The sequence below is a fragment of the Streptomyces sp. NPDC043878 genome (genome assembly GCF_056435735.1).
Genome location: NZ_JBWKDW010000006.1, coordinates 69452 through 93650, shown reverse-complemented (window position 1 = coordinate 93650; position 24199 = coordinate 69452). Strand labels below are relative to the sequence as shown.

The 24199-nt window shown below is 70.7% G+C and carries 27 protein-coding genes; 18 read left to right on the top strand and 9 right to left on the bottom strand.

All coding sequences use genetic code 11. From position 1 onward, the window contains the following. Position 1 precedes the first annotated feature (1 nt). From AC07AZ_RS10775 to AC07AZ_RS10740, 8 genes are all read left to right on the top strand, one after another. Complete coding sequence (locus AC07AZ_RS10775; RefSeq protein ID WP_478846023.1) at positions 2-880, top strand: phage distal tail protein; 879 nt, start codon at positions 2-4, stop codon at positions 878-880. A 13-nt stretch (positions 881-893) separates the two neighbouring features. Beyond that, complete coding sequence (locus tag AC07AZ_RS10770; RefSeq protein WP_478846021.1) at positions 894-1889, top strand: hypothetical protein; 996 nt, start codon at positions 894-896, stop codon at positions 1887-1889. Between the two features lie 51 nt (positions 1890-1940). After that, positions 1941-3005 (top strand): hypothetical protein, encoded by a 1065-nt coding sequence (locus AC07AZ_RS10765; protein ID WP_478846019.1) that lies wholly within the window; start codon positions 1941-1943, stop codon positions 3003-3005. Beyond that, positions 3002-3823: a hypothetical protein gene (locus tag AC07AZ_RS10760; RefSeq protein WP_478846017.1), complete on the top strand. Its 822-nt coding sequence runs from the start codon at positions 3002-3004 to the stop codon at positions 3821-3823. Before AC07AZ_RS10765 ends, AC07AZ_RS10760 begins: the two co-directional genes overlap by 4 nt. A 1-nt stretch (position 3824) precedes the next feature. Further along, on the top strand, positions 3825-5534 hold the full coding sequence (locus AC07AZ_RS10755) for a collagen-like triple helix repeat-containing protein (protein ID WP_478846015.1): 1710 nt from the start codon (positions 3825-3827) through the stop codon (positions 5532-5534). A 71-nt stretch (positions 5535-5605) separates the two neighbouring features. Further along, on the top strand, positions 5606-6385 hold the full coding sequence (locus AC07AZ_RS10750) for a peptidoglycan recognition protein family protein (protein ID WP_478846013.1): 780 nt from the start codon (positions 5606-5608) through the stop codon (positions 6383-6385). Between the two features lie 72 nt (positions 6386-6457). Beyond that, positions 6458-6721 (top strand): hypothetical protein, encoded by a 264-nt coding sequence (locus AC07AZ_RS10745; RefSeq protein WP_478846011.1) that lies wholly within the window; start codon positions 6458-6460, stop codon positions 6719-6721. After that, a complete protein-coding gene (locus AC07AZ_RS10740; RefSeq protein WP_478846009.1) occupies positions 6718-7062 on the top strand; it encodes a hypothetical protein in 345 nt (114 codons plus the stop codon). The genes AC07AZ_RS10745 and AC07AZ_RS10740 overlap by 4 nt, the downstream gene beginning before the upstream one ends. A gap of 64 nt (positions 7063-7126) precedes the next feature. On the opposite strand, the gene AC07AZ_RS10735 is transcribed toward AC07AZ_RS10740, so the two are convergent. After that, on the bottom strand, positions 7127-7339 hold the full coding sequence (locus AC07AZ_RS10735) for a DUF397 domain-containing protein (protein ID WP_478846007.1): 213 nt from the start codon (positions 7337-7339) through the stop codon (positions 7127-7129). After that, on the bottom strand, positions 7336-8196 hold the full coding sequence (locus AC07AZ_RS10730; RefSeq protein WP_478846373.1) for a helix-turn-helix domain-containing protein: 861 nt from the start codon (positions 8194-8196) through the stop codon (positions 7336-7338). The genes AC07AZ_RS10735 and AC07AZ_RS10730 overlap by 4 nt, the downstream gene beginning before the upstream one ends. Positions 8197-8501: 305 nt before the next feature. Between AC07AZ_RS10730 and AC07AZ_RS10725 the strand changes: the two genes are divergently transcribed. The 9 genes from AC07AZ_RS10725 to AC07AZ_RS10685 all read left to right on the top strand — a co-directional run bounded on the left by AC07AZ_RS10725 (position 8502) and on the right by AC07AZ_RS10685 (position 17329). After that, positions 8502-8870 carry an ATP-binding protein gene (locus tag AC07AZ_RS10725; RefSeq protein ID WP_478846005.1) on the top strand — a complete coding sequence of 123 codons (369 nt, stop codon included), beginning with the start codon at positions 8502-8504 and terminating at the stop codon, positions 8868-8870. Further along, positions 8867-9349: a hypothetical protein gene (locus tag AC07AZ_RS10720; RefSeq protein ID WP_478846003.1), complete on the top strand. Its 483-nt coding sequence runs from the start codon at positions 8867-8869 to the stop codon at positions 9347-9349. The genes AC07AZ_RS10725 and AC07AZ_RS10720 overlap by 4 nt, the downstream gene beginning before the upstream one ends. A 101-nt stretch (positions 9350-9450) precedes the next feature. Further along, complete coding sequence (locus AC07AZ_RS10715) at positions 9451-10332, top strand: radical SAM/SPASM domain-containing protein (RefSeq protein WP_478846001.1); 882 nt, start codon at positions 9451-9453, stop codon at positions 10330-10332. Then, complete coding sequence (locus tag AC07AZ_RS10710) at positions 10329-11468, top strand: methyltransferase domain-containing protein (RefSeq protein WP_478845999.1); 1140 nt, start codon at positions 10329-10331, stop codon at positions 11466-11468. Before AC07AZ_RS10715 ends, AC07AZ_RS10710 begins: the two co-directional genes overlap by 4 nt. Before the next feature lie 347 nt (positions 11469-11815). Then, complete coding sequence (gene acs, locus AC07AZ_RS10705; protein WP_478845997.1) at positions 11816-13783, top strand: acetate--CoA ligase; 1968 nt, start codon at positions 11816-11818, stop codon at positions 13781-13783. A gap of 210 nt (positions 13784-13993) precedes the next feature. After that, positions 13994-15502: a Na+/H+ antiporter NhaA gene (nhaA, locus tag AC07AZ_RS10700; protein WP_478845995.1), complete on the top strand. Its 1509-nt coding sequence runs from the start codon at positions 13994-13996 to the stop codon at positions 15500-15502. Between the two features lie 79 nt (positions 15503-15581). Beyond that, positions 15582-16070 carry a phage holin family protein gene (locus AC07AZ_RS10695; protein WP_478845993.1) on the top strand — a complete coding sequence of 163 codons (489 nt, stop codon included), beginning with the start codon at positions 15582-15584 and terminating at the stop codon, positions 16068-16070. Beyond that, positions 16067-17017: an alpha/beta fold hydrolase gene (locus AC07AZ_RS10690; protein ID WP_478845991.1), complete on the top strand. Its 951-nt coding sequence runs from the start codon at positions 16067-16069 to the stop codon at positions 17015-17017. Before AC07AZ_RS10695 ends, AC07AZ_RS10690 begins: the two co-directional genes overlap by 4 nt. Positions 17018-17146: 129 nt before the next feature. Beyond that, the gene (locus tag AC07AZ_RS10685; protein WP_478845989.1) at positions 17147-17329 is read left to right on the top strand and encodes a hypothetical protein; all 183 of its coding nucleotides are present in this window, start codon (positions 17147-17149) and stop codon (positions 17327-17329) included. An 11-nt stretch (positions 17330-17340) separates the two neighbouring features. Here the strand turns inward: AC07AZ_RS10685 and AC07AZ_RS10680 are convergent, their stop codons facing one another. The 3 genes from AC07AZ_RS10680 to nth form a co-directional block, all read right to left on the bottom strand. Continuing rightward, positions 17341-18540 (bottom strand): MarP family serine protease, encoded by a 1200-nt coding sequence (locus tag AC07AZ_RS10680; RefSeq protein WP_478845987.1) that lies wholly within the window; start codon positions 18538-18540, stop codon positions 17341-17343. A gap of 118 nt (positions 18541-18658) precedes the next feature. Next, the gene (locus tag AC07AZ_RS10675; protein WP_478845985.1) at positions 18659-19354 is read right to left on the bottom strand and encodes an NUDIX hydrolase; all 696 of its coding nucleotides are present in this window, start codon (positions 19352-19354) and stop codon (positions 18659-18661) included. Positions 19355-19406: 52 nt separating this feature from the next. Continuing rightward, positions 19407-20462, bottom strand: a complete 1056-nt coding sequence (gene nth, locus AC07AZ_RS10670) for an endonuclease III (RefSeq protein ID WP_478845983.1) — start codon at positions 20460-20462, stop codon at positions 19407-19409. Positions 20463-20712: 250 nt separating this feature from the next. Between nth and AC07AZ_RS10665 the strand changes: the two genes are divergently transcribed. Continuing rightward, a complete protein-coding gene (locus AC07AZ_RS10665) occupies positions 20713-21387 on the top strand; it encodes a Crp/Fnr family transcriptional regulator (protein WP_356037411.1) in 675 nt (224 codons plus the stop codon). Positions 21388-21697: 310 nt separating this feature from the next. On the opposite strand, the gene AC07AZ_RS10660 is transcribed toward AC07AZ_RS10665, so the two are convergent. The 4 genes from AC07AZ_RS10660 to AC07AZ_RS10645 all read right to left on the bottom strand — a co-directional run bounded on the left by AC07AZ_RS10660 (position 21698) and on the right by AC07AZ_RS10645 (position 24139). Next, positions 21698-22528, bottom strand: coding sequence for an MBL fold metallo-hydrolase (locus AC07AZ_RS10660; protein WP_478845980.1), 831 nt, complete (start codon positions 22526-22528; stop codon positions 21698-21700). After that, entirely contained in the window at positions 22525-23394 is an 870-nt protein-coding gene (locus tag AC07AZ_RS10655; protein WP_478845978.1) for an NUDIX hydrolase, read from the bottom strand. Before AC07AZ_RS10655 ends, AC07AZ_RS10660 begins: the two co-directional genes overlap by 4 nt. Positions 23395-23513: 119 nt before the next feature. After that, positions 23514-23981 (bottom strand): RidA family protein, encoded by a 468-nt coding sequence (locus tag AC07AZ_RS10650; protein ID WP_478845976.1) that lies wholly within the window; start codon positions 23979-23981, stop codon positions 23514-23516. Beyond that, positions 23978-24139, bottom strand: a complete 162-nt coding sequence (locus AC07AZ_RS10645; protein ID WP_003975360.1) for a Sp36 family protein — start codon at positions 24137-24139, stop codon at positions 23978-23980. The genes AC07AZ_RS10650 and AC07AZ_RS10645 overlap by 4 nt, the downstream gene beginning before the upstream one ends. Positions 24140-24199 lie beyond the last annotated feature (60 nt).

The following is a 24199-nucleotide window of genomic DNA, read 5'->3' as shown; positions in this document are numbered from 1 at the left end:
CGTGGCGGCAGGAGACCAGGTCACCCGGCCGGGGCACGTGCAGTACGGCGACCTACTGCTCGGCCACGGCACCCCCTACCGGTGGCGATCCATCACCGGATGGGAAGACCTTCCCGCCCTCGACTCCGGGACCGTGGCGCGCGCGGACGCGCACGGCGCGTTCCCGGGCCGGCTGCTCGCGCAGGCCCGCACGATCACTCTCGACGACATGGTCGTCCGGGCCCCGCGGGCGACGATCGGCGCCACCGTCGCCGCCCTCAACGCCGGCACGGTGCCAGTCGAGGACGAGCGCCCGTTCGTCGCGTGGCTCGACGAGCGCGGGCCCCTTCTCGCGTACGCCCGCGCCACCCGCCGCGCCGTCCCCGCCGGCCCCGGATACCGGCTCGGCACCATCACGGGCGCAGCGCTGGAGTTCCAAGCCACCGACCCGCGCCGCTACGAACTGACCGAGCGCAGCGTGTCGGCAACCCTGCCCATGTCCGAACCGGGCCTGTCGTGGCCGCTCGCGTGGCCCCTGGTGTTCGGTACCCCGGGCAGTACGGGCGCCCTGTCGACGTTGAATGCCGGCGACGCCGAGACACACCCGGTCGTCGAGTTCCGGGGCCCGATGATCCTGCCCGCCTTGACGAACCTCACCACGGGCGACGTGATCGAGTACGACCTTCCCCTCGCGGCCGGCGACGTGCTCACCGTCGACACCCTCGCCGGGACGGTCGTCCTCAACGGCACCGCCTCGCGGATCTACACCGCGACCTCGCGCTCAGTGCCCGAGCAGACGTTCACGCTCGCCCCCGGCACCGCATCCCTCATCTTCCGCGCCGCGCCCGGCAGCTCGCCGACCGCGACGGCGACCGTGCGCTATCGCTCGGCCTACTGGTAAGGAGAACCCGCCTGTGTCCGTGCGTTCCGCATGGCTGCTGCCCCTCACGCAGACCCGAGAAGACACCCGCCTCTCGCCCACGGGAACGTTCGCGCCCGAGTCGGAGATACGCACCCGCGACGGCGTGATCGCCGGCGGGAACCCGTTCGCCGCCGCGGGCGCGGGCGCGATGTCCCTACAGATCGGCGTCGGCCGCGCCCTGGTCCAGGGCACCGACGCCCAGGGCGCCTATCCGATCGCCCTCGACGCGCCCGAGGTCGTCACCTTCACCGACGGAAACGCCCAGTTCGGCCGCGTCGACACGGTTGCGCTGCGCGTGTACGACCAACTGTTCGATACCAGCGGGCAGAACCTCGCCCGTATCGAGGTGTTCATCGGTTCACCGGCCTCGCCCCCGATCGCCCCGACCCTGCCCGCGGCCTGTCTGCGCCTTTGGGACGTGACCATTCCCGCGGGCGCCTCCGCGGGCGTGGGCGGTGTCAACTGGTCGAGCGCGCTCGCCGACCGGCGCCGCTTCACCACCAGTTACGGCGGCATCATCCCCCAGGGGTACGGGACCAACTTCGCCGGCGCCTACAACGGCCAGTACCGCGACGTAAACGGCGTGTTGGAGCGCTGGAACGCCACCGCGGGCGCCTGGCAGACCTACCGGCCGCCCCTCGCCGTCGAGTCGGCCACAACAGGGTTCACCGTCGCATCCGGCTACACCCTCAACCAGTACACCGCGCGGCGCGGTAACGGCATGGCGTTCTTCGCACTGGAGATCACCCGCAAGGGGGCCCAACTCGACGTGCCGGCCGCGGGCAACATCACCGACGAGTCGATCGGCACCGTTCCGGCCGGATGGCGCCCGCCTGCCGATATCGAGCTACCGGTGTCCGACGGTATCGGCGAGGGTTCCGCCCGTCTCAACACCGCCGGCGTGCTTGCGCTGCGCACCTGGTCGGGCGGGGGCGCCCTGCGCAACGACCGCAACATCCGCACGTCCGCGACCTACTTCCTTGCGTGACGGGGGGTGCCTGTGTCTCTCGCGCCCCCGTACCGGCTTCTGTTCTGTGACTTGCGCTCCGACCAACTGCTCGACGCGCTGCCCGTATCCGGCGTGTCCCTCGACGACTACATAGGCAAAACCGGCAGGTTGACCGGCACGGTGCCGATCCCGAACCGCGCCGTTGCCGAGCGGGCCCGCCGGGCAATCCAGCCCGGCCGCACGGGCGTATGGGTCGAGCGCGGGCGTGAGATCTGGTGGGGCGGCATCCTGTGGACGCTCGCCCTCGCCTCCGATTCCCGCGGGTTCCTCGGCGCCCAGATACAGGCCGGCGGATGGGAGTCCTACCTGTACCGCCGGCTGTTGTACGACACGCAGCTCGCCGAGCAGGTCGACCAATTCGACATCGCGCGCGGCCTGGTCGACTACGCCCAGGCCAGCCCCGGCGGCGATCTCGGCATCACCTATGACACCGATGTGTCCGGCGTACTGCGCGACCGCGAGTATCTGCGCTACGACCTGCACAGCATCGGCGACCTGCTCGACGACCTCGCCGCCGCCGAGAACGGGTTCGAGTGGCGCATCGCGTCGTTCCGGGACACCGACGGCCGCAGGGTCAAGCGGCTGCAACTCGGACACCCCATCATCCGCGCGGGCGCGGCCGAGATCGTGCTCGACCACCCCGGACCGGTCCTCACCTACACGTGGCCTGTCGACGCCACGGCCAAGGCCAACGCGTGGCAGTCCCGCGGCGCGTCCGTGAACAGGAACCAGGCCGTCGAGTCCTACCCGCTCACCTCGCCCGTGCTGGTCGACGACGCCGATATCGCCGCCGGTTGGCCTCGCCTCGACGGAACGAGCGATTACACCACCGTCGAGGTACAGGCCACCCTCGACGGCCACGCCCGAGCCGACTGGACGGCCGCCCGCAATCCCGTGCAGATACCCGAGGTCGAGGTGTTGCTCGGCGGGAACATCACGCCCGCCCTGCTCGGCGCAACGATCCGCCTCCGCATCCGCGATCTGTGGCACCCGACCGCGCTCGACGCCCTGTACCGCGTCGTCGGCCTGTCCATCAACCCACCCGAGCGAGGCCGCCCCGAGACGGCCAAGCTGTACTTGGAGGTCCCCCAGTGACCTACGTCCCCCAGGACGTACTAGACCGGCTGTCGGCCCTCGAACGCGAGGTGCGCCAGCTCCGCGGCCGGGCACAGATGCGCCCCGCCCTTAACCAGATCCTCAACGGCGACGTACGGATCGGCGAGGGTGGCCGGCTGATCGCAGAGGCTCCGAACGGCAACACGATCTTCATGACCGGCGAGACCGTTCAAGGAGATTGGGCCGTCGGCATCGCCCGCCCCACCGATGGCACGGCCGCCCTCACCGTCGGCGACGAGAACAACGATTCCGGCGCCGGCCAGATGATCCGGATATGGAACCGGGACACCGGCGACCGGAACGTGATCGTCATGGATGACGCGTTCAGCGAGCGGTTCCTCGGCCGACCATGGATGCCCATTGGCCTGTACCCGACCGCGCGCCAGTCCTATACCGGCACCGCCTACGACACCGCATGGTGGGGCGCCAGCCCGGCACACAACGCCGTCGCCGTCATCGTCGTGTTCACCTACGCCGGGACCGGTGGCGGACAGGTCAAGATCACGGCCACCCCGTCCGGCGACACCGCGCGGACGCTCGCCGAGTACGACGTCGCCGCGAACACATGGACACAGCGCACGATCGAGGTTCCCCTCGACCGCGTCGAGCTGCTGCAAACCGTCGTGTGGGACGTCAGCCACCGCGCCAAGACCAGCGGGCAGAACGTCGAGACCCGCCTGTATCGCGCCTACACCCGGAACACGTTCACCGCCGACGAGGCGCCCGCCGTGCCCGTACGCACCGCGGCCCGCGCCGCCGCCGCCGGCATCAGCACCCCGCCCGACGAGGAGGTGTGACGTGCTGCCCGAGGGAATCCCCACAGTCCTGGTGACCGGCCGTTTCCTGTTCCCCGACGGCCGCCCCCTGTCCGGGCAGATCAGTTTCCGCGCACCGTCCCTGATCACGTTTGGCGCGTACGACGTGATCCTCGGCGGACCGGTCGTCGTCCCGCTCGACGCCACGGGCGCGTTCGAGGTCGAGCTACCGGCCACCGACGCCCCCGGCATGAACCCGAGCGACTGGTCGTACCAGGTCGCCGAACAGCTCGCCGGCGTCACCGTCAACCGCGTGTATCAGATCCTCTTGCCCAGCGCGACGCCCGCCGTCGACCTCGCCGACATCGCGCCGACCGACCCGACGACCCCGACCTACGTTGCCGTACGCGGCGACTCTGCGTACGAGGTCGCCGTGAAACAGGGGTTCGTCGGCACGGTCGCGCAGTGGCTCGCGTCCCTGGTCGGTCCGCGCGGGCCGCAGGGGACCACGGGAGCGACCGGCCCGCAGGGGCCGCAGGGCACCCAGGGACCGGCCGGCGCACCGGGCGTTGTCCAGTCCGTCAACGGCAAGTCTCAGGCCGCCGTCGTCCTCGCCGCCGCCGACGTCGGAGCCGTCGCCAACAACGGCGGATACAGCCGCATGGACGGCACGTTGCACGTTGTCTACGCCGGCACCCAAGCCGACGTATTCAAGGCGTCGGACGCGACACAGTCGAAGTACACCGCCGTCAACAAGAACGCCGAACTCATCAGCAACACGTCGGCCACGTTCGCCGACGTGCGCATCGGGGGCACAGGCGCCACGTTCGGCGGAGGCAGCGACGGCATCCTCGCTTTCGCCAACGCTGCCACGCCGCCCACGGCCAACCCCGCCGGCGCCCTCATGTGGGCCCAGGGTGGCGCCCTGAAAGTGCGGCAGTCCGACGGAACCGTGTTCACCGTCGGCACCGGGGGAGGCACCGCGCCGGTTACCTCCGTCAACACCAAAACCGGCGACGTGGTGCTCGCCGCGGCCGACGTCGGAGCAGAGGCCGCCGGTACGGCCGTCACCCTCAGCACCGCGCAGACGATCAGCGGAGCAAAGACGTTCAGCGCCGTACCGTCGAGCAGCGCGGCACCGACCACCGCGAACCACCTCGCCCGGAAAAGCTACGTGGACGCCGCAGTGTTCGCCGGCGAGTGGTCGCCCGCCGACCATGGCCTCGCCGCGTGGGCATTCGACCCCGCCCTCGCCGTATCGACCGGCCTCTTTCCGGGGTCGGGACCGATGCGGGTAACGGCCGTCATCCTGCGCCAGACGACGACGATCAACCGAATCGTGTGGTTCGCCACCGGATACGCCGGCGGCCTGCAAACGGGATCGTGGGCCGCCCTCTACAACAGCGGCGGAACCCGCGTCGCCGCGACCGGCGACATGTCCACCGCGACCTACGAGCCGCCCGAGGAGCACGACGCCGGGGGCGGCACCATATCGAGCCCGCTCACGGCCGCCTACTCCGCCGCGGCCGGCATCTATTACGTGGTGTGGCGCATGGTCTACAACACGACCACGCAGGACGGGCCCATGTTGCTCGCCGCCGAGAGTGGCGCCGGCGCCCCGCCCAACCAGTTCGGTTACACCATGGTTCGCCGCTTCGGCGTCTACTCGACCGGGGTCGCCGCCGCCCCCGCCACCATCACCGTGACCTCGATGGAGAACGGCGCAAACCGCTTTTGGGTCGGTCTCGCGTAGACCGCCGCACCCCTTCCACCGCACGCCCGCGCACACCGCGCCGGGCGTTTTTTCATGTCTGGAGACTTCCCATGGCACGTATGCCCGGCGCCGAGTGGCGCCCCATCCCGATCAACCACACCGAGGGCGGACAGGCCGAAGTGCGGGGCGTTGTCGTCCACATCATGGCCGGCACGTTCGAGGGCACCGACTCGTGGTTCCGCAACAGCAAGGCCAAGGCGTCGAGCCACTTCGGGACCAGCAAGACCGGCCGACTCCGCCAGTGGGTCGACACCGCCGACCGCGCATGGGCGCAGGCCGGCGGTAACCCGTCGTGGCTGTCCGTCGAGAACGAAGGCCAGGGGGGCGACACGCTCACCGACGCCCAGCTCGACGCGAACGCGCGCGTCCTCGCGTGGGCGCACGAGAAGTACGGCGTACCGCTTCAGGTGACGCACTCGACGACCGGCAAGGGTCTCGGATACCACGCGATGGGTGGTAGCGCGTGGGGCGGTCACACGTCCTGCCCCGGCTCGCGGATCGTCGCCCAGCTCGCCGAGATCGTCGCCCGCGCGAAGAAGCTCACCGGCAAGCCGGCCGAGCCGACCGCGTACACGCCGCCCGCGTTCCCGGCCGGCCTCGCCCCGAACAAGGCCAAGCCGAGCGCGAAGCCGCTTCAGCGCGCGCTGAAGGCCGCCGGATTCCTTGCAAAGTCGGTCGCCGAGTCCGACAACTACGGGCCGCAGACTCAGGCCGCCGTCGCCAAGTTCCACAACGCGCACCCGACGTACCGCGCCGCGGGCAAGAGCTACGACCCCGCCATCGGCCCGAAGGGTTGGGCCGCCCTGCACCGCATCGCCTACGGCAAGTAGGCCCCGCCAGCACCCCGCCCGGCCCCGTCGGCACCGCGCCGCGGGGCGGGCCCACACGAACAGGAGCACCCCATGCAGCCGAAGAACACGCGCGCCATCCGTACCGCGCTCCAGACGTTCGCCGCCGTCGTCGCGGTCGTGCCCGCGCTCGCCGCGGTCGTCGCCGATTCCGGCGACCTCGCCGTCGCCGCCCCATGGCTGGTCGGCGCCGCCGCCACGGCCGCCGCGGTCGCCGGCGTCATCGCTCGCGCCATGGCCTCGCCCATCGTCGAGGCCCTGCTCGACCGGTTCGGTCTCGGCCTGGTCGACGACGCCAAGGAGCCCACCGCGCCGTGACGACCCAGCCCTCGCCGTCCGATCCGGCCGCGGTCGCGCTGGAACTCGAACGCATCCGGCGGACGATCGAGGTCGGGTTCACCCGCACCGACGGCGCCCTCGCCCTGCTCGTTCAGCGCCACGACCAGACCGACGAAGCAATCAAGGAACACGCCCGCCGCCTCGACAACCACGACGGCCGCCTCGACACCGTCGAGCGCGGCGAGACCGAGCGCCAGAAGCGCAACGACGCACGACTCGACGCCCTCGAACGGGCCCGCTGGCCGCTCCCATCCGTGGCCGCCCTGGTCGCCCTGCTCGGCCTCGCCCTGTCCCTCTGGACGTTCGCCACCCGCTCATGAACAACGCCCCCCGCACGGCCATTCACGGCCGCGCGGGGGGCGTTCTGTGCGTTCGTGGGCGCCCTTACACCTCGAAGTCACCAGCCCGGATACCAGCCACCAGGCCGGCCAGACTCTCGCGCGAGAACAACAGCGCCGGCCCGGTCGGATTCTTGCTGTCCCGCACCGCGACGCGCATGTCGACGACGGCGCACTCGACACAGTCAGACTGTGCGCCGGACGCCGACGACTTCCACCAGCTCACGGGGAGGGTCGACGCGTCTTCTACGTGGTTCATTCCGTCTGGTCCCTTATCTCTGCGATGCGTTTTGCGGACAGCTCGGGCGACAGCGCAGCAGCGCGCAGCCGCTCGAACGCGTCCCGGTAGACGCCCACCTGTTCCGGTTCCTCGACGTACAGAGCCGAAGTCAACGACTCGACGTGCACGACGTCGAGGTCGACGCCTTCCTCGAACGACAGGAGCGAGTAACTGCCCATCTGACCGACGTGCGGCGGGGCGTCCGCCGGGAGAATCTGAATCGTGACGTTCGGCCGTCGGCCGCGGTCGAGCAGCCGCGAGAGCTGGTCACGCATGACGCCGTCACCCGTGCACGTCGTGCGTAGCGCGCCCTCAGCGATGATCGCCCACAGTTCGACCGGATGCTCGCGGGTGAGCACCGACTGACGTGCGAGGCGTACCTCGACCAGTGGATCGATTCGTTCCTCGACGGCCGCCGACATCGCGGTCGCCGTGATGATCTCCCGTGCGTAGTCGCCGGTTTGGAGCAGGCCGGGAATCACGCCCATCGCCCAAGTGCGCACCGACGACGCCTCATGTTCGAGGCTGATCAAGTCCTCATACACAGGCGTCAGTACGCCGCGGTAGCTGTGCCACCATCCGCGCTGTGCGCCCTCGCGCGCGAGGGACAGCATTGCGCCCCGCAACTCGGCGTCTTCGACGCCGTACAGGTCGAGCAACGCCTCGACGTCGGCAGGCTTGGCCGCGCTCTTTGCCAGTTCCAGACGAGACAGCTTGGCCACCGTGAACGCAGCGTCACTCTTTTCGGCGACGTCTTCGAGGGTGAGGTGTCGGGAGTCGCGCAGGGCGCGCAGCTTCTTACCGAGCCTGCGCCGACGCACCGTTGGTCCGCTCAACTTCACCTCACCTCCGTCATGTCCGACAGTCTGCCGGTTCGCCTCCAACCATGTCACCTGCGTTGGCCTCTCGTGAGCTGGCCCTCTCGCGGGCATATGCGAATTCTCATCTTTGCTTGAGAGGGTTGCACAACACGTGTGACAGGGAGCACTCTGGTTCGACGAAATGTGACTGTGCCGACGTATGGCGTTACGAAACGCTGCGCCAACTGGCACCACAGGCGTAGGGAGTTTGCATGGCTCACATGCCGCCGAGCGCGTTACCGGACTGCTGCGCTCCCTCTCTTGGCCCGCCGTCGCAAGCCGTGTTCGACTCCAGCGACAAAGCCTCGACACAGGCCCGCCGCTACGTACGCGAGGTACTGGGGCACGAGGAAAAGCCGCTCGACCCCGACCGGCTCGCCGACGTCCTGCTCGTCGTCTCCGAACTAGTGACGAACGCGTACAGGTATGGCACCGAGCCCGGCGACTCCCTACTCGTCAAAGTCCTCACGACCGACGAACGCGTACGCATCGAAGTCCATGACCCCCGACGCAAACGCCCGCATCTGCGCAACGAGTCGGGGGAGCGTGCCCGCGGGCGCGGCCTGCACATCGTCGACGCCCTCGCGGCGCGCTGGGACGTCGACGACAGACCGTTCGGCAAGGCCGTATGGGCGGAGGTGCAGCGATGACCCCGAACGATGTGACGTTCCGCGCCGTGCCCGGTCCTGGTTTCGTGGCCGGCTGCACCGTGTCAACGTGGCTGCACGCGGGCGCGCTTGCCCTGCCCGTCGCGTACGTCCTGATCGGCCACGCACCCCCGCGACGCGCGGACGAGACGGCCGAGTCGGTCGAGGCCGGCCTGTTGGGCATGGCCGACGCAATGCGCTTACGGCCAGCCGCCGAGCGCCTGCCCAACGTCGGCGCCCGCCTCATACTGCGCGGGCCGTACGTCGCCCTCGACTACGGTCACCCGGCCTACTTCATGCGGTTACCGACCCCCGGCCTCGAATGGCGCGCGCACGTCGCCGCTGGTGGGCAAGCGTGCCTGACGATCGGCCTCGACCCGGTACCGCCCGGAGCGGGCCCCGACGCCGTCGAGGCATACCTCGCGCGCATCGTCGCGACCGGCCGCGCCTACATGGGCGCAACGGCCATACGGAACCGGTGAACCGGGCGCGCGACCTTCCATGCCACCGCCGCGCCGCACTCCAGCGCGGCGGCACCCCAAGCGACCGCCGAGTCGCATCCACCACCACCAGAGAGGTACCCATGGCAACGGCCATACAGACAGGCATTAAGTCGGTCGAACTGGAGATCACCGGCACATGCCAACTGAGCTGTAACCACTGCTGCACCAGCTCAGGCCCCAAGGTTCCCCACGGCGCCATGACCCGCGCCGACTGGGAGCAGGTCATTACAGACATCGCCGAAGTCAGCATCCCCGCCGTCCAGTTCATCGGTGGCGAGCCGACCCTCGCCCCCTACCTCCCCGACTACATCGATCACGCCCTCGCCGCCGGCCTCAACGTCGAGGTGTACTCCAACCTCACCCACGTCCGCCCCGGCCTGTGGAACGCGTTACAGCGCCCCGGCGTCTGCCTCGCCACCAGCTACTACAGCGACCGCGCCGAAGAACACGAGAAGATCACCAACGGCCCCGGCAGCTTCAAGCGCACGCGCGCCAACATCACCGAGGCCCTGCGCCGTGGCATCCCCCTACGCGTCGGCATCGTCGACATCCTCGAAGGGCAGCGCGTCGACCAGGCCCAAGAGGAACTGCGCGGCCTCGGAGTGGCGACCATCCACGTCGACCGCGTGCGTAAGGTCGGCCGCGCCGCCAGCGACACCGCCACTCTCCCGAGCACTGCGGAACTGTGCGGCCGATGCTTCCGCCAACGCGTATCCGTCAGCCCCGACGGACAGGTGTCCGGCTGCATCCTGTCCCGCTTCATGGTCGCCGGGAACGTCCGCGAACAGCGCCTCCCCGACATCCTGCACAGTGACCGTTGGCAACAGCTCACCGACGCCGTACCGCAACCCCGAGCCGCCTGCACGCCGGACGACTCCGGAGACTGCGACCCGGCCAACACCCCGGCATGCGAACCTTCCTACTTCGCCCCCACCACCCCCCGTCTCGGAGCCATCGCGTGATCTGGGAAACCGCAGCGGTACAACTCGCCGACAAAGTCACTCACCGTTCGTCACCGTGGCGCAGCATCGTCGCCCGCACACCGCGACACACCTTCGTGCCGCAGTGGTGGGAAATCGTCGAGGGGCAATGGACCCTGCGCCAACCGGACAACGAGAACGAGTGGTACCGCGCGGCCTACGCCGACCGCTCACTGATCACTCGCGTGGGACGGATGCATGCGGACAGCGCCTCATCCGACGTGCACCCCACGGGCCGGCCGACATCCTCGGCCACGCTCCCCAGCCTCACGGTGCAGATGTTCGAACACGCCCGCATGACAGAGAGCGACGAACTGCTCGACATCGGCACCGGCAGCGGATACGGAACGGCCCTCGCCGCGCGTCTCCTCGGCGCCGACGCGGTGAAGAGTGTCGACGTAGACAGCTACCTCGTGGAGGCCGCACGCGACCGCCTCGCCGCGGTCGGCCTGAAACCCACGCTCCAGACTGTCGACGCAACCGGCCCTCTGCCGTTCCAGGGCGGCCAGTTCGACCGGATCGTCGCCACGGTATCCGTCCGCAGCGTCCCGCCAAGCTGGCTCCACACCCTGTGTCCCGGCGGCCGGCTGGTAACCACCATCGCCGGAACCTCCCTGCTGATCACCGCGGAGAAGCAAGACGACGGGAGCGCGAAAGGGCGCGTCGAGTGGGACCGCGCGGGATTCATGCACGCTCGCCACGGCGCCGACTACCCCCCTGGTCTGTCCGTCCTGCTCGCCGCCGCGCATGACCAGGAAGGCGAAGAGGTCACCACGGGCCCGTATCCGGTGGTCGACGTGGCGAACGCATGGGATCTCGATTCCATGCTCAGCCTCACCGCCCCCGACATCGAGCACGCCTACCGCGAGGAAGGTGACCGGCGCATCGCTGTCATGGCGCACGCCGACGGATCATGGGCGCGGGCATTCGCGGTCGGAACCGAGCGGCCCACCGTCCACCAGGGCGGGCCCCGGCGCCTGTGGGATCTGCTCGACGAGGTTCGTACGTACTGGCTCAGTCACGGCGAACTGCCCGTGCGTGGGGCCCGTGTGAGCATCAAGCCGGACGGGACAACGGTCCTCGACCGTGCCGGATGGCATGTGAAGCTCACCGACTGAGCAGCGCAGTGCAGTTCGGCCCCGGTACCTCCCGTGAGGTACCGGGGCCGTTCCTTCACCAACCCTTCATTCGCACATGCGTTCGATGAGCGAGGCGGAGGGTAAGGGATATGACAGAGGCAACTCTCTGGGCGCAGTGATAGTTATGTGACCCACTGGACTCCCGGCGCCCGGTTGCGAGCCGTAGACGTCGGGAAGTGCGCAGCCCCTAGGGTGAACCCCTGGGGGCTGTCGCGCGTGATCGGTGGTGGAGCGACGCCCGGCTCGTGCAGGGGTTGACCCACCTCTGCACCCCTCCGAAGATTGGAGGGGTTGACTGGTCTAAACCAATGGGACGGTGTACCAACATGGCAGACAACGAGCGTTCGTCACTCTCCAACTTGCTCAAGGAAGAGCGCAGGTTCGCACCCCCCGCCGACCTGGCGGCGAACGCCAACGTCACAGCGGAGGCGTATGAGCAGGCCAAGGCTGACAGGCTCGGTTTCTGGGCCGCGCAGGCCCGTCGGCTGACCTGGGCCAAGGAGCCGGCCGAGACGCTGGACTGGTCGAACCCGCCGTTCGCCAAGTGGTTCAAGGACGGCGAGCTCAACGTCGCGTACAACTGCGTCGACCGGCACGTGGAGGCGGGGCACGGGGACCGGGTCGCCATCCACTTCGAGGGGGAGCCCGGCGACAGCCGCGCCATCACCTACGCCGAACTCAAGGACGAGGTCTCCCGGGCCGCCAACGCCCTGCTGGAACTCGGGGTGCGCAAAGGCGACCGGGTCGCCGTCTACATGCCGATGATCCCCGAGACGGCGGTCGCGATGCTGGCCTGTGCCCGCATCGGCGCGGCGCACTCCGTCGTCTTCGGCGGCTTCTCGGCGGACGCGCTCGCGACCCGGATCAAGGACGCCGACGCGCGGGTCGTCATCACCTCCGACGGCGGCTGGCGGCGCGGCAAGCCGTCCGCGCTCAAGCCGGCCGTCGACGACGCGGTCGCCCGCGCGGAGAACGTCGAGCACGTGCTCGTGGTCCGCCGTACGGGCCAGGACGTCGCCTGGAACGACGAGCGGGACGTGTGGTGGCACGAGATCGTCGACCGGCAGTCCGCCGAGCACACGCCGGAGGCGTTCGAGGCGGAGCACCCGCTGTTCATCCTCTACACCTCGGGCACCACGGGGAAGCCGAAGGGCATCCTGCACACCTCCGGCGGCTACCTCACCCAGACGGCGTACACGCACCACGCGGTCTTCGACCTCAAGCCGGAGACCGACGTGTACTGGTGCACGGCCGACGTCGGCTGGGTGACCGGGCACTCCTACATCGTGTACGGGCCGCTGGCGAACGGCGCGACGCAGGTCATGTACGAGGGCACCCCGGACACCCCGCACCAGGGCCGCTTCTGGGAGATCGTGCAGAAGTACGGGGTGACCATCCTCTACACGGCGCCCACGGCCATCCGTACGTTCATGAAGTGGGGCGACGACATCCCCGCGAAGTTCGACCTCTCCTCCCTCCGCATCCTCGGGTCCGTCGGCGAACCGATCAACCCCGAGGCGTGGATCTGGTACCGCAAGCACATCGGGGCGGACCGCACCCCCGTCGTGGACACCTGGTGGCAGACCGAGACGGGCGCGATGATGATCTCGCCGCTGCCCGGCGTGACCGAGACCAAGCCCGGCTCGGCGCAGACACCGCTTCCCGGCATCTCCGCCACCGTGGTGGACGACGAGGCGAACGAGGTACCCGACGGCGGGGGCGGCTACCTGGTCCTCACCGAGCCGTGGCCGTCGATGCTGCGCACGATCTGGGGCGACGACCAGCGGTTCCTCGACACGTACTGGTCGCGTTTCGAGGGCAGGTACTTCGCCGGCGACGGCGCGAAGAAGGACGACGACGGCGACATCTGGCTCCTCGGGCGCGTCGACGACGTGATGCTCGTGTCGGGGCACAACATCTCCACCACCGAGGTCGAGTCGGCGCTCGTCTCGCACCCGTCGGTCGCCGAGGCGGCCGTGGTCGGCGCGGCGGACGAGACGACCGGGCAGGCCATCGTGGCCTTCGTCATCCTGCGCGGCACGGCGAACGCCGAGGACGAGGGGCTCGTCGCCGACCTGCGCAACCACGTCGGCACCGCCCTCGGCCCGATCGCCAAGCCCAAGCGGATCCTGCCGGTGGCGGAGCTGCCGAAGACCCGTTCCGGCAAGATCATGCGGCGGCTGCTGCGCGACGTGGCGGAGAACCGTGAGCTCGGCGACGTCACCACCCTGACCGACTCCACGGTCATGGACCTCATCCAGACGAACCTGCCGGCGGCGTCCAGCGAGGACTGAGTACGAGAGCCACGCACGGGGGCCGCGCACGAGGACTGCGCGCGGCCCCCGGGGCACCCGGCGATCAGCGCGCCGGGTGCCCTTCGTGCGCCCGTGGCCTGCCTGATGAGAGAATTGCCGGGTTCCTCCCCGCGCCTTTCCGCGCACGTTAGGTAAACTAAACAAAGCAACAGCGGTAAAAGGTGCGCCGGGAAGTCTGGTCGGCATGTGATGCGTGCCGCCCACCGACTGGAGGTCTCCCCCGTGACGGCCCCCCGCTCCTCCCCTCCCCGCAGTGTTCTCGGACGTCTGTCCCTGCCCGAGCGGAACTTCGTGGCGGACGCGCTGCGCACCGAGACCGTCGGCGGTGTGCTTCTGCTCATCGCCACGATCGCCGCGTTGACCTGGGCGAACATGCCCGCCTTCGGCGACAGTTACTCGACCGTCAGCCACCTCCACTTCGGCCCCGAGGCACTCGGCCTGCATCTGTCGGTGGCGCACTGGGCCGCCGACGGGCTGCTCGCGGTGTTCTTCTTCGTCGCCGGTATCGAGCTCAAGCGCGAACTCGTCGCCGGTGACCTGCGCGACCCGAGGGCCGCCGCCCTGCCCGTGGTGGCCGCGCTGTGCGGCATGGCCGTACCGGCACTCGTCTACACCGTCGTCAACCTTGCCGGCAGCGGCTCGCTCGCGGGCTGGGCGGTGCCCACCGCGACGGACATCGCGTTCGCGCTGGCCGTGCTCGCCGTGATCGGCACGTCGCTGCCGAGCGCGCTGCGCGCCTTCCTGCTGACGCTCGCCGTGGTGGACGACCTCTTCGCGATCCTGATCATCGCGGTCTTCTTCACCGACACCATCGACTTCGCCGCGCTGGGCGGCGCCGTCGCCGGTCTCGTCGTCTTCTGGCTGCTGCTGCGCAAGGGCGTGCGCGGCTGGTACGTGTACGTGCCGCTCGCGCTGGTCATCTGGGGGCTGATGTACAACAGCGGCATCCACGCCACCGTCGCCGGCGTCGCCATGGGCCTGATGCTGCGCTGCACCACCCGCGAGGTCACGGGTCCCAGCGGGCCCCAGATGGAGGAACACTCCCCCGGCGAACGCGTCGAACACCTCGTGCGGCCCCTGTCGGCGGGCCTGGCTGTGCCGATGTTCGCGCTGTTCAGCGCTGGTGTGTCGATCTCCGGCGGCGCGTTGGGCGATGTGTTCGGCAGGCCGGAGACGCTCGGCGTGGTCCTCGGGCTCGTCGTCGGCAAGTCGGTCGGCATCTTCGGCGGGACCTGGCTGACGGCCCGTTTCACCCGGGCCTCGCTCAGCGACGACCTCGAATGGGCGGACGTCTTCGCGGTGGCGACCCTGGCCGGCATCGGCTTCACGGTCTCCCTGCTGATCGGCGAACTCGCCTTCGACGGCGACGCCGTACTGACAGGCGAGGTCAAGGCCGCCGTGCTGACCGGGTCGGTCATCGCGGCCGTCCTGGCGAGTGTCGTACTGAAGATCCGGAACGCCAAGTACCGCGCGATGTGCGAGGCCGAGGAACGCGACGAGGACCTCGACGGGATCCCGGACATCTACGAGGAACACGACCCCGCGTACCACCTGCGGATGGCCGACATCCACGAGCGCAAGGCCGCCGAGCACCGCCGGATCGCCGGGCTCATGACCGCGGATCGGGAGGCCGCCGCGCGCCAACGGCTTGCCGAAGTGACGGGCGGGGCAGGCGAGGACGGCGACCGTCCGGCATGATCTGACGGGACGGTACAAAAGAACACGTCCGCGGGCACGCGGAAGTCACGCAGAACTCAGGCAGATGAGGGAGACCGCGATGAGCGCACCCGACGGCAGCCCGGTCGGCGCAGAACGCAGCATCGGCCAGCTGTTCGCCTCGGCGACGACGGAGATGTCGGCGCTGGTGCACGACGAGATCGCGCTGGCCAAGGCGCAGCTGAAGCAGGACGTCAAGCGGGGCGCGACGAGCGGCGGCGCGTTCTCGCTGGCCGGCGCGGTCCTGGTGTTCTCCCTGCCGATGCTGAACTTCGCGCTGGCGTACGGCATCCGGACCTGGAGCGACTGGAATCTCGCGGTCTGCTTCCTGCTGTCCTTCGCGGCGAACGTGCTCGTCGCCGGTCTCCTCGCGCTGGTCGGTGTCGTCTTCGCGAAGAAGGCCAAGAAGGGCCAGGGCCCGCAGAAGGTCGCCGCCTCGGTGAAGGAGACGGCGGGCGTGCTCCAGAAGGCCAAGCCGCACCCGCGGCCGGAGCTGCCGCAGGACCGGGCGCCCGAGGCCATCGAGGCTGTGGCACGCTCATCGTCATGACGGATCCCGCCGCCCCCTGGGCGCAGCCTGCCTCGGTCGTACGCATCGACCTCCCCGGTGGGCAGGAGGTCACCCACCGGGACGTCGCCGCCAACGGCGCCCGTTTCCACATCGCCGAGCTCGGAGACGGGCCGCTGGTGCTGCTGCTGCACGGCTTCCCGCAGTTCTGGTGGGCCTGGCGGCACCAGATGGTGGCGCTGGCCGACGCGGGCTTCCGGGCCGTCGCCATGGACCTGCGGGGCGTCGGCGGCAGCGACCGCACCCCGCGCGGTTACGACCCGGCCAACCTCGCCCTCGACGTCACCGGCGTGATCCGCTCGCTGGGCGAGCCGGACGCCGCGCTGGTCGGCCACGACCTGGGCGGATACCTGGCGTGGACGGCGGCCGCGATGCGCCCCAAGCTGGTACGGCGGCTCGCGGTCTCCTCCATGCCGCATCCCCGGCGCTGGCGCTCGGCGATGCTCTCCGACGTCAAGCAGACCTCCGCGGGTTCCTACATCTGGGGGTTCCAGCGGCCCTGGCTGCCGGAGCGCCGGCTCCTCGCCGACGACGGCGCGCTGGTGGCCCGGCTGATGCGGGACTGGTCGGGGCCGGGTCTGCCGGACGAGGAGGCGGTCGAGACGTACCGCCGCGCGATGCTCATCCCCTCCACGGCACACTGCTCGATCGAGCCGTACCGCTGGATGGTGCGGTCGATGGCGCGTCCCGACGGCATCCAGTTCAACCGCCGGATGAAGCGCCCGGTGCGGGTGCCGACCCTCCACCTGCACGGATCGCTCGATCCCGTGATGCGCACCAGGAGCGCGGCCGGCTCCGGGGAGTACGTCGAAGCGCCGTACCGCTGGCGGCTGTTCGACGGGCTCGGACACTTCCCGCACGAGGAGGACCCGGTGGCGTTCTCCGCCGAACTCGTCAACTGGCTGAAGGACCCCGAGCCCGATCGGTGACCGGCTGGACGCGCCCGGCGCCCTCGGACGGGAACACCTGTCCTACGAACGGCCACTTGCCCGGCGCATAGGCCAATTGGCCGCCCGCGGGGCGGTTATCGACCTTGGGGCAGGGGCAGAGGTCGGGGTATGGGCTGGACGCACGACTACAGTGACGCGGCACGCAATCGGCGCTCGGGCGGTGGCCTGAGTTCCCACCAGCGGGGCGGTGTCCCGCAACTCACGGGCACGGATCTCCGCGTCGGAATTCCGCGCATCCTGCGTCGCCGGGCCCGCTGGGTCTCGGTACGCCTGCGTCACCCGCGAGGCTGACCCGGCCGGACTCACAACGCGCAGCTGTCGCTGTCCACCTGCTGGTTCGCGGTGTGCCCCTTGACGATGTCCTCCCGGATCTCGTCGGCGGTCAGCGCGTAACCGGTGTCGGCGTCGTCGCGCGACTTCGCGAACACCACGCCGTACACCCTGCCCTGCGGGGTGAGCAGCGGACCGCCGGAGTTGCCCTGGCGCACGGTCGCGTACAGCGAGTAGACGTCACGGCGCACGGTGCTACGGCGGTAGATGTCCGGCCCGCTGGCCGTGATGCGTCCGCGGACGCGCGCTGCGCGGACGTCGTACGACCCGTTCTCCGGGAAGCCCGCCACGATGGCGCTGTCGTTGCCGGCCGCGTCCGCGGACGCGAACTGCAGGGCGGGCGCGCTGAGATCCGGTACGTCGAGTACGGCGATGTCGCGCCGCCAGTCGTAGAGGACGACCGTCGCGTCGTACTTCCGGCCCTCTCCCCCGATCTGGACGGTGGGCTCGTCGACGCCGCCGACGACGTGCGCGTTGGTCATGACGCGGCGGGAGCCGAAGACGAAACCGGTGCCTTCCAGGACCTTGCCGCAGCTCTGCGCGGTGCCCATGACCTTGACGATGGAGCGCTGCGCGCGGGAGGCCACCGCGCTGTCGGCGAGGGCCGGATCGGGCGGCTGGACGTCGGTGATCGGCTCGTTCGCGAACGGGCTGAAGACCTGCGGGAAGCCGTTCTGCGCGAGGACGGAGGAGAAGTCCGCGAACCAGGTGTCGGCCTGGTCGGGCAGCGCCCGGGCGACCCCGGTCAGCACCTTGGAGTTGCGGACCTCCTTGCCGAGCGTCGGCAGGGTGGTGCCTGCGAGCGCGGAGCCGATCAGCCAGGCCACCAGGAGCATCGCGACGACGTTGACCAGGGAGCCGCCGGTCGCGTCGAGGGCGCGGGCCGGGGACCAGCTGATGTGCCGGCGCAGCTTGTTGCCGAGATGCGTGGTCAGGGCCTGGCCGACGGAGGCGCAGACGATGACGACGACCACAGCTATGACGGCGGCGGTCGTGTTGACCTCGGCGTTGTCGGTCAGGGCGTCCCAGGCCACGGGCAGGAGGTAGACGGCGACGAGACCGCCGCCCAGGAAACCGACCACCGACAGGATGCCGACGACGAAGCCCTGGCGATAACCGACGACCGCGAACCACACGGCGGCGACCAGCAAAAGGATGTCGAGCACGTTCACCGGTTCGAGCCTCGCCTCATCACTTCGCGGTCACCTCTGGTCGGCCGAGGGGGGGCCCACCGCGAAACGGCACGCGGACGCAGCATCCCCCGGGAAGACACACACGGCAGACAGCCTGTCATGACCGCCAGTCGAGCGGGACCTGCTTCTCACGGTCCCAGGGGCGCTCCCAGCCCGCGAAGTGCAGCAGGCGGTCGATCACTCCCGCCGTGAACCCCCACACGAGGGCCGATTCGACCAGGAATGCCGGGCCCCGGTGGCCGCTGGGGTGGACGGTGGTCGCCCGGTTGGCGGGATCCGTGAGATCGGCCACGGGGACCGTGAAGACGCGGGCGGTCTCGTTGGGATCGACGGCTCCGACCGGGCTGGGTTCGCGCCACCAGCCCAGGACGGGCGTCACGACGAAGTGGCTGACCGGGATGTACAGCGCGGGCAGCACGCCGAACAGCTGGACCCCGCTCGGATCGAGCCCGGTCTCCTCCTCGGCCTCGCGCAGGGCCGCCCGCAGCGTGCCGTCGGCCTTCGGGTCGCCGTCCTCCGGGTCGAGGGCTCCGCCGGGGAAGGACGGCTGGCCGGCATGGGAGCGCAGGGAGGTGGCCCGCTCCATGAGCAGCAGCTCGGGGCCGCGCTCGCCCTCACCGAACAGGATGAGGACGGCCGACTGGCGCCCCGCGCCGTCCGCGGGGGGCAGGAAACGGCTCAGCTGCGACGGCTCCACCGTCTCGGCGGCTTGCGCCACCGAGGCCAGCCAGGCGGGCAGGCCCTCCTTGCTGAGTGTCACCGAGCCGCCCTGGGTATGGCTCGCTCGCGTCATCTCCACCCCCGTTCTCTCTCGCTCAACGCCCGGCGCCCCGGAGATCGTTCCGTCATCCCGCCCCCAGCGGCGGGGCGGGCCTGCCGCCGGCGTCGAGGTACGACTGCGGAGGCTTGAGGCGCTGGCCGGGGAAGCCGCCCTTCTCGTACTTGAGCAGCTTCCTCGCCTTCTCCGGGTCCGTCTCGCCCTCGCCGAACGCGGGGCAGAGCGGGGCGATGGGGCAGGCGCCGCAGGCGGGTCTGCGGGCGTGGCAGATGCGGCGGCCGTGGAAGATGACGTGGTGGGAGAGCATCGTCCAGTCGCTCTTGGGGAAGAGCGAGCCGACGGCGGCCTCGATCTTGTCGGGCTCGGTCTCCTCGGTCCACCGCCAGCGCCGCACCAGCCGCTGGAAGTGGGTGTCCACGGTGATGCCGGGGCGGCCGAAGGCGTTGCCGAGCACGACGAAGGCGGTCTTGCGGCCGACGCCGGGCAGCTTGACGAGGTCCTCCAGCCGGCTGGGCACCTCGCCGCCGAACTCCTCCACCAGCGCCTTGGACAGCCCTATGACGGACCGGGTCTTGGCCCGGAAGAACCCGGTGGGCCGGAGGATCTCCTCGACCTTCTCCGGGTCGGCCGCGGCCAGGTCCTCCGGGGTGGGGTACCGGGCGAAGAGACCGGGCGTCGTCTGGTTGACCCGCAGGTCGGTGGTCTGCGCGGACAGCACCGTGGCGACGATCAGCTGGAAGGGGTTCTCGAAGTCCAACTCCGGGTGGGCGTACGGATACACCTCGGCGAGCTCGCGGTTGATGCGGCGGGCCCGACGGACCAGGGCGGTACGGGACTCGTCCTTGAGAGGGCTGCTCGCCTTCGCCGGGGTTTCCGTCCTGGCCGGCGTTCCCGTCTTCGTGGAAGCCGCTTTCCTCGCCGGGGGCGCGCTCTTCCCCGGGACCGCCTCAACCGCCTTCTTCACCGGGTTCGCCGTCTCCGGGTTTGCCTTCACCGGGGTCGCCTTCTCCGCCGTAACGGCCTTCTTGTCCCGGGCCACCGGCGCCTTCTTTGCTGCTTTTGCCGTTTTCCCACCACCACCGGGGGCCTGTTCGCCCACAGCGGAATCGCGACGTACAACCACCCGCTCAGCCCCCTCGGTCTGTGCTCTCACCGGCGATTTGGACACCCGGCCAGCCTAGAGCCCGGCACCGACATCCGCCCCGGGCCCCGAAGATCGGCCCCCAATTGGACCCCTGCCGCTTACCCCGGGACACCTGTGCGGCATCCTTGTGACAGATCACACTGTTTGGACCGTCCGGCAAAATGGGGAACACGGTCCCCTGGTAGCGGGGGAGCAAGATCCCCTGAGCAGGTCGACAAGGAGAGAACTCGTGGACGACGTTCTGCGGCGCAACCCGCTCTTCGCTGCTCTCGACGACGAGCAGGCCGCGGAGCTCCGCGCCTCCATGAGTGAGGTGACCCTCGCCCGCGGAGACTCGCTGTTCCACGAAGGCGACCCCGGTGACCGGCTCTACGTCGTCACCGAGGGCAAGGTGAAGCTTCACCGCACCTCGCCCGACGGCCGCGAGAACATGCTGGCCGTGGTCGGCCCGGGCGAACTCATCGGCGAGCTGTCGCTGTTCGACCCCGGCCCCCGTACGGCGACCGCCACCGCGCTGACCGAGGTCAAGCTCCTCGCCCTCGGCCACGGCGACCTCCAGCCCTGGCTGAACGCCCGGCCCGAGGTGGCCACCGCCCTGCTGCGCGCCGTCGCCCGCCGGCTGCGCAAGACCAACGACGCCATGTCGGACCTGGTCTTCTCGGACGTCCCGGGCCGCGTCGCCCGCGCCCTCCTCGACCTCTCCCGCCGCTTCGGGGTGCAGTCGGAGGAAGGCATCCACGTCGTCCACGACCTCACGCAGGAGGAGCTGGCCCAGCTGGTCGGCGCGTCCCGCGAGACCGTGAACAAGGCACTGGCCGACTTCGCGCAGCGCGGCTGGCTCCGCCTGGAGGCCCGCGCGGTCATCCTGCTGGACGTGGAGCGACTGGCGAAGCGCTCGCGCTGACCCGGGTCCGGCGCGTGAGGCCGCCCTCTCGGGGCCGCCGCGCGCCGTCGCGCCCGCGCGCGTAGCGGGCCGCCGTCACCGTTCGGGGCGGTCCGGCACCCGCGGCCGTACGGAATCGCGCCAGATCGCACGAGTCCGTCCGGAACCGTGCCGCGGACCCGACCGCGCCGCACCGGCCCCGAGGCGTGCGCACGGGCCACACCGCGGCCGAGGACAACGCGGCGGCCCACTCCCCCGCTGCCACACGCCTCCGCCCCGCGCACGGCCGTGCCTGAGCTGCCCGAGAACCGTCGGCCGGGCCGGGGCGAGGTCAGATGAGGCCGTGGTCCTCCAGGTACTCCAGCTGGGCGCGTACCGACAGCTCCGCCGCCGGCCACAGGGAGCGGTCCACGTCCGCGTACACATGGGCGACGACCTGGGACGGGGTGCGGTGGCCGTTCTCCACGGCCGTCTCGACCTGTGCGAGGCGGTGGGCGCGGTGGGCGAGGTAGAACTCGACGGCGCCCTGCGCGTCCTCCAGGACGGGCCCGTGGCCGGGCAGCACGGTGTGGACGCCGTCGTCGACGGTCAGGGAGCGCAGGCGCCGCAGCGTGTCCAGGTAGTCGCCGAGGCGGCCGTCGGGGTGCGCCACGAGCGTCGTACCGCGGCCGAGGACGGTGTCGCCGGTCAGGACCGCCCGGTCGGCCGGGATGTGGAAGGACAGGGAGTCCGCCGTGTGCCCGGGCGTCGGTACGACCCTGAGCTCCAGGCCGCCCACGCCGACCGCGTCCCCGGCTGCCAGCCCCTCGTCGCCGAGCCGCAGCGCCGGGTCGAGCGCCCGCACCTTCGTGCCGGTCAGCGCGGCGAAGCGGACGGCGCCCTCCGCGTGGTCCGGATGGCCGTGCGTCAGCAGGGTCAGGGCGACGCGTTTGCCGGCCTTCTCGGCCGTGTCGAGGACGCTGGCCAGGTGTCCCTCGTCCAGCGGGCCCGGGTCCACCACGACCGCGAGCTCGGAGCCCGGCTCGGAGAGGATCCAGGTGTTCGTCCCGTCCAGGGTCATCGGGGAGGCGTTGGGCGCCAGGACGTTCACCGCGCGCGCGGTGGCGGGCCCCGACAGGACCCCCTCCCGCGGCCGGCCGGGAAGGGCTGCTGCGTCCGTCATGCGGGGGCTCCACCGGTCGGGATGTGCTTGGTGAACTCATCGTGCCCTGGCCAGGACAGCACGATCGCGTCGCCCTCCAGCCGGGCGCGCGCCAGGACGGGGGTCAGGTCGCGCGCGGGGGCCGCGGTGAGCGCCTCCGCGGCCGTGCCGTACGGGGTCAGCAGGCGCAGGGTCGCGATGGTGGGCGGCAGCATCAGCAGCTCGCCCCTGTCGTACCCGGCGGCCGCGTCCTCGGGCCGGATCCACACGGTGCGGTCGGCCTCCGTGGAGGCGTTGCGGGTGCGCTGCCCCTCGGGAAGCGCGGCCACGAAGAACCAGGTGTCGTAGCGGCGGGCCTCGAACTCGGGGGTGATCCAGCGGGTCCAGGCGCCGAGGAGGTCCGAGCGCAGGACCAGTCCGCGCCGGTCGAGGAACTCGGCGAAGGACAGGTCGCGGGCGACCAGCGCGGCGCGGTCCGCCTCCCAGTCAAGGCCCGTCGTGTCGCCGACCACGGAGTCGGCGGTCGGGCCGGCGAGCAGGACGCCCGCCTCCTCGTACGTCTCCCGGACGGCCGCGCAGACGATCGCCTGGGCGTCCGCCTCGCCGACGCCGAGCCGGTCCGCCCACCACGCGCGCGTGGGACCCGCCCAGCGGACGTGGTAGTCGTCGTCGCGCGGGTCGACGCCACCGCCGGGATACGCGTACGCGCCTCCGGCGAAGGCCATGGAGGCGCGTCTGCGCAGCATGTGGACGACCGGGCCGCCGTCGGTGTCCTTGAGGAGCATGACGGTGGCCGCGCGCCTGGGGGTGACCGGGGTGAGGGTGCCGTCCGTCAGCGCGCGGATGCGATCCGGCCACTCCTGGGGATACCACTGCCCGTTCGCCATGGTCGGAGGCTATCCCGTGGCGCGCTGATGTTCGAGAGGCGGCGGTGATCCTCCCTCAGCGCGGCGGCGCCCCGGTCAGGCACCCGTGATACCCCGGTCAAGGCCCGTTCAGAGCCCTGTCAGGCCCCGGTCAGCTCCACCTGGATCTCGACCTCCACCGGCGCGTCCAGCGGCAGTACGGCCACTCCGACCGCGCTGCGGGCGTGCACGCCCTTGTCGCCGAGGACCTCGCCGAGCAGTTCGCTGGCGCCGTTCACCACCGCGGGCTGGCCGGTGAAGTCCGAGGCCGAGGCGACGAAGCCGACGACCTTCACCACGCGCGCGATGCGGTCCAGGTCGCCTGCCACCGACTTGACCGCGGCCAGGGCGTTCAGCGCGCAGGTACGCGCCAGCTCCTTGGCCTCCTCCGGGGTGACCTCGGCGCCCACCTTGCCGGTGACCGGAAGCTTGCCCTCCACCATGGGCAGCTGGCCCGAGGTGTACACGTACACGCCCGACCGGACGGCCGGCTGGTACGCGGCGAGCGGCGGCACGACCGGCGGCAGGGTCAGGCCGAGCTCGGCCAGCTTCGCCTCGACCGCGCTCACGCCTGCTTCTCCCGCTTCAGGTAGGCCACGAGCTGCTCGGGGTTGTTCGGCCCGGGCACGACCTGGACGAGCTCCCAGCCGTCCTCGCCCCAGGTGTCCAGAATCTGCTTCGTGGCATGGACGAGCAGCGGCACGGTTGCGTATTCCCACTTGGTCATACGGCCGACTTTAGCCGCTGGCCGGGACCGTCCCGACGGCCGACCGCGGGCACGTTGTCC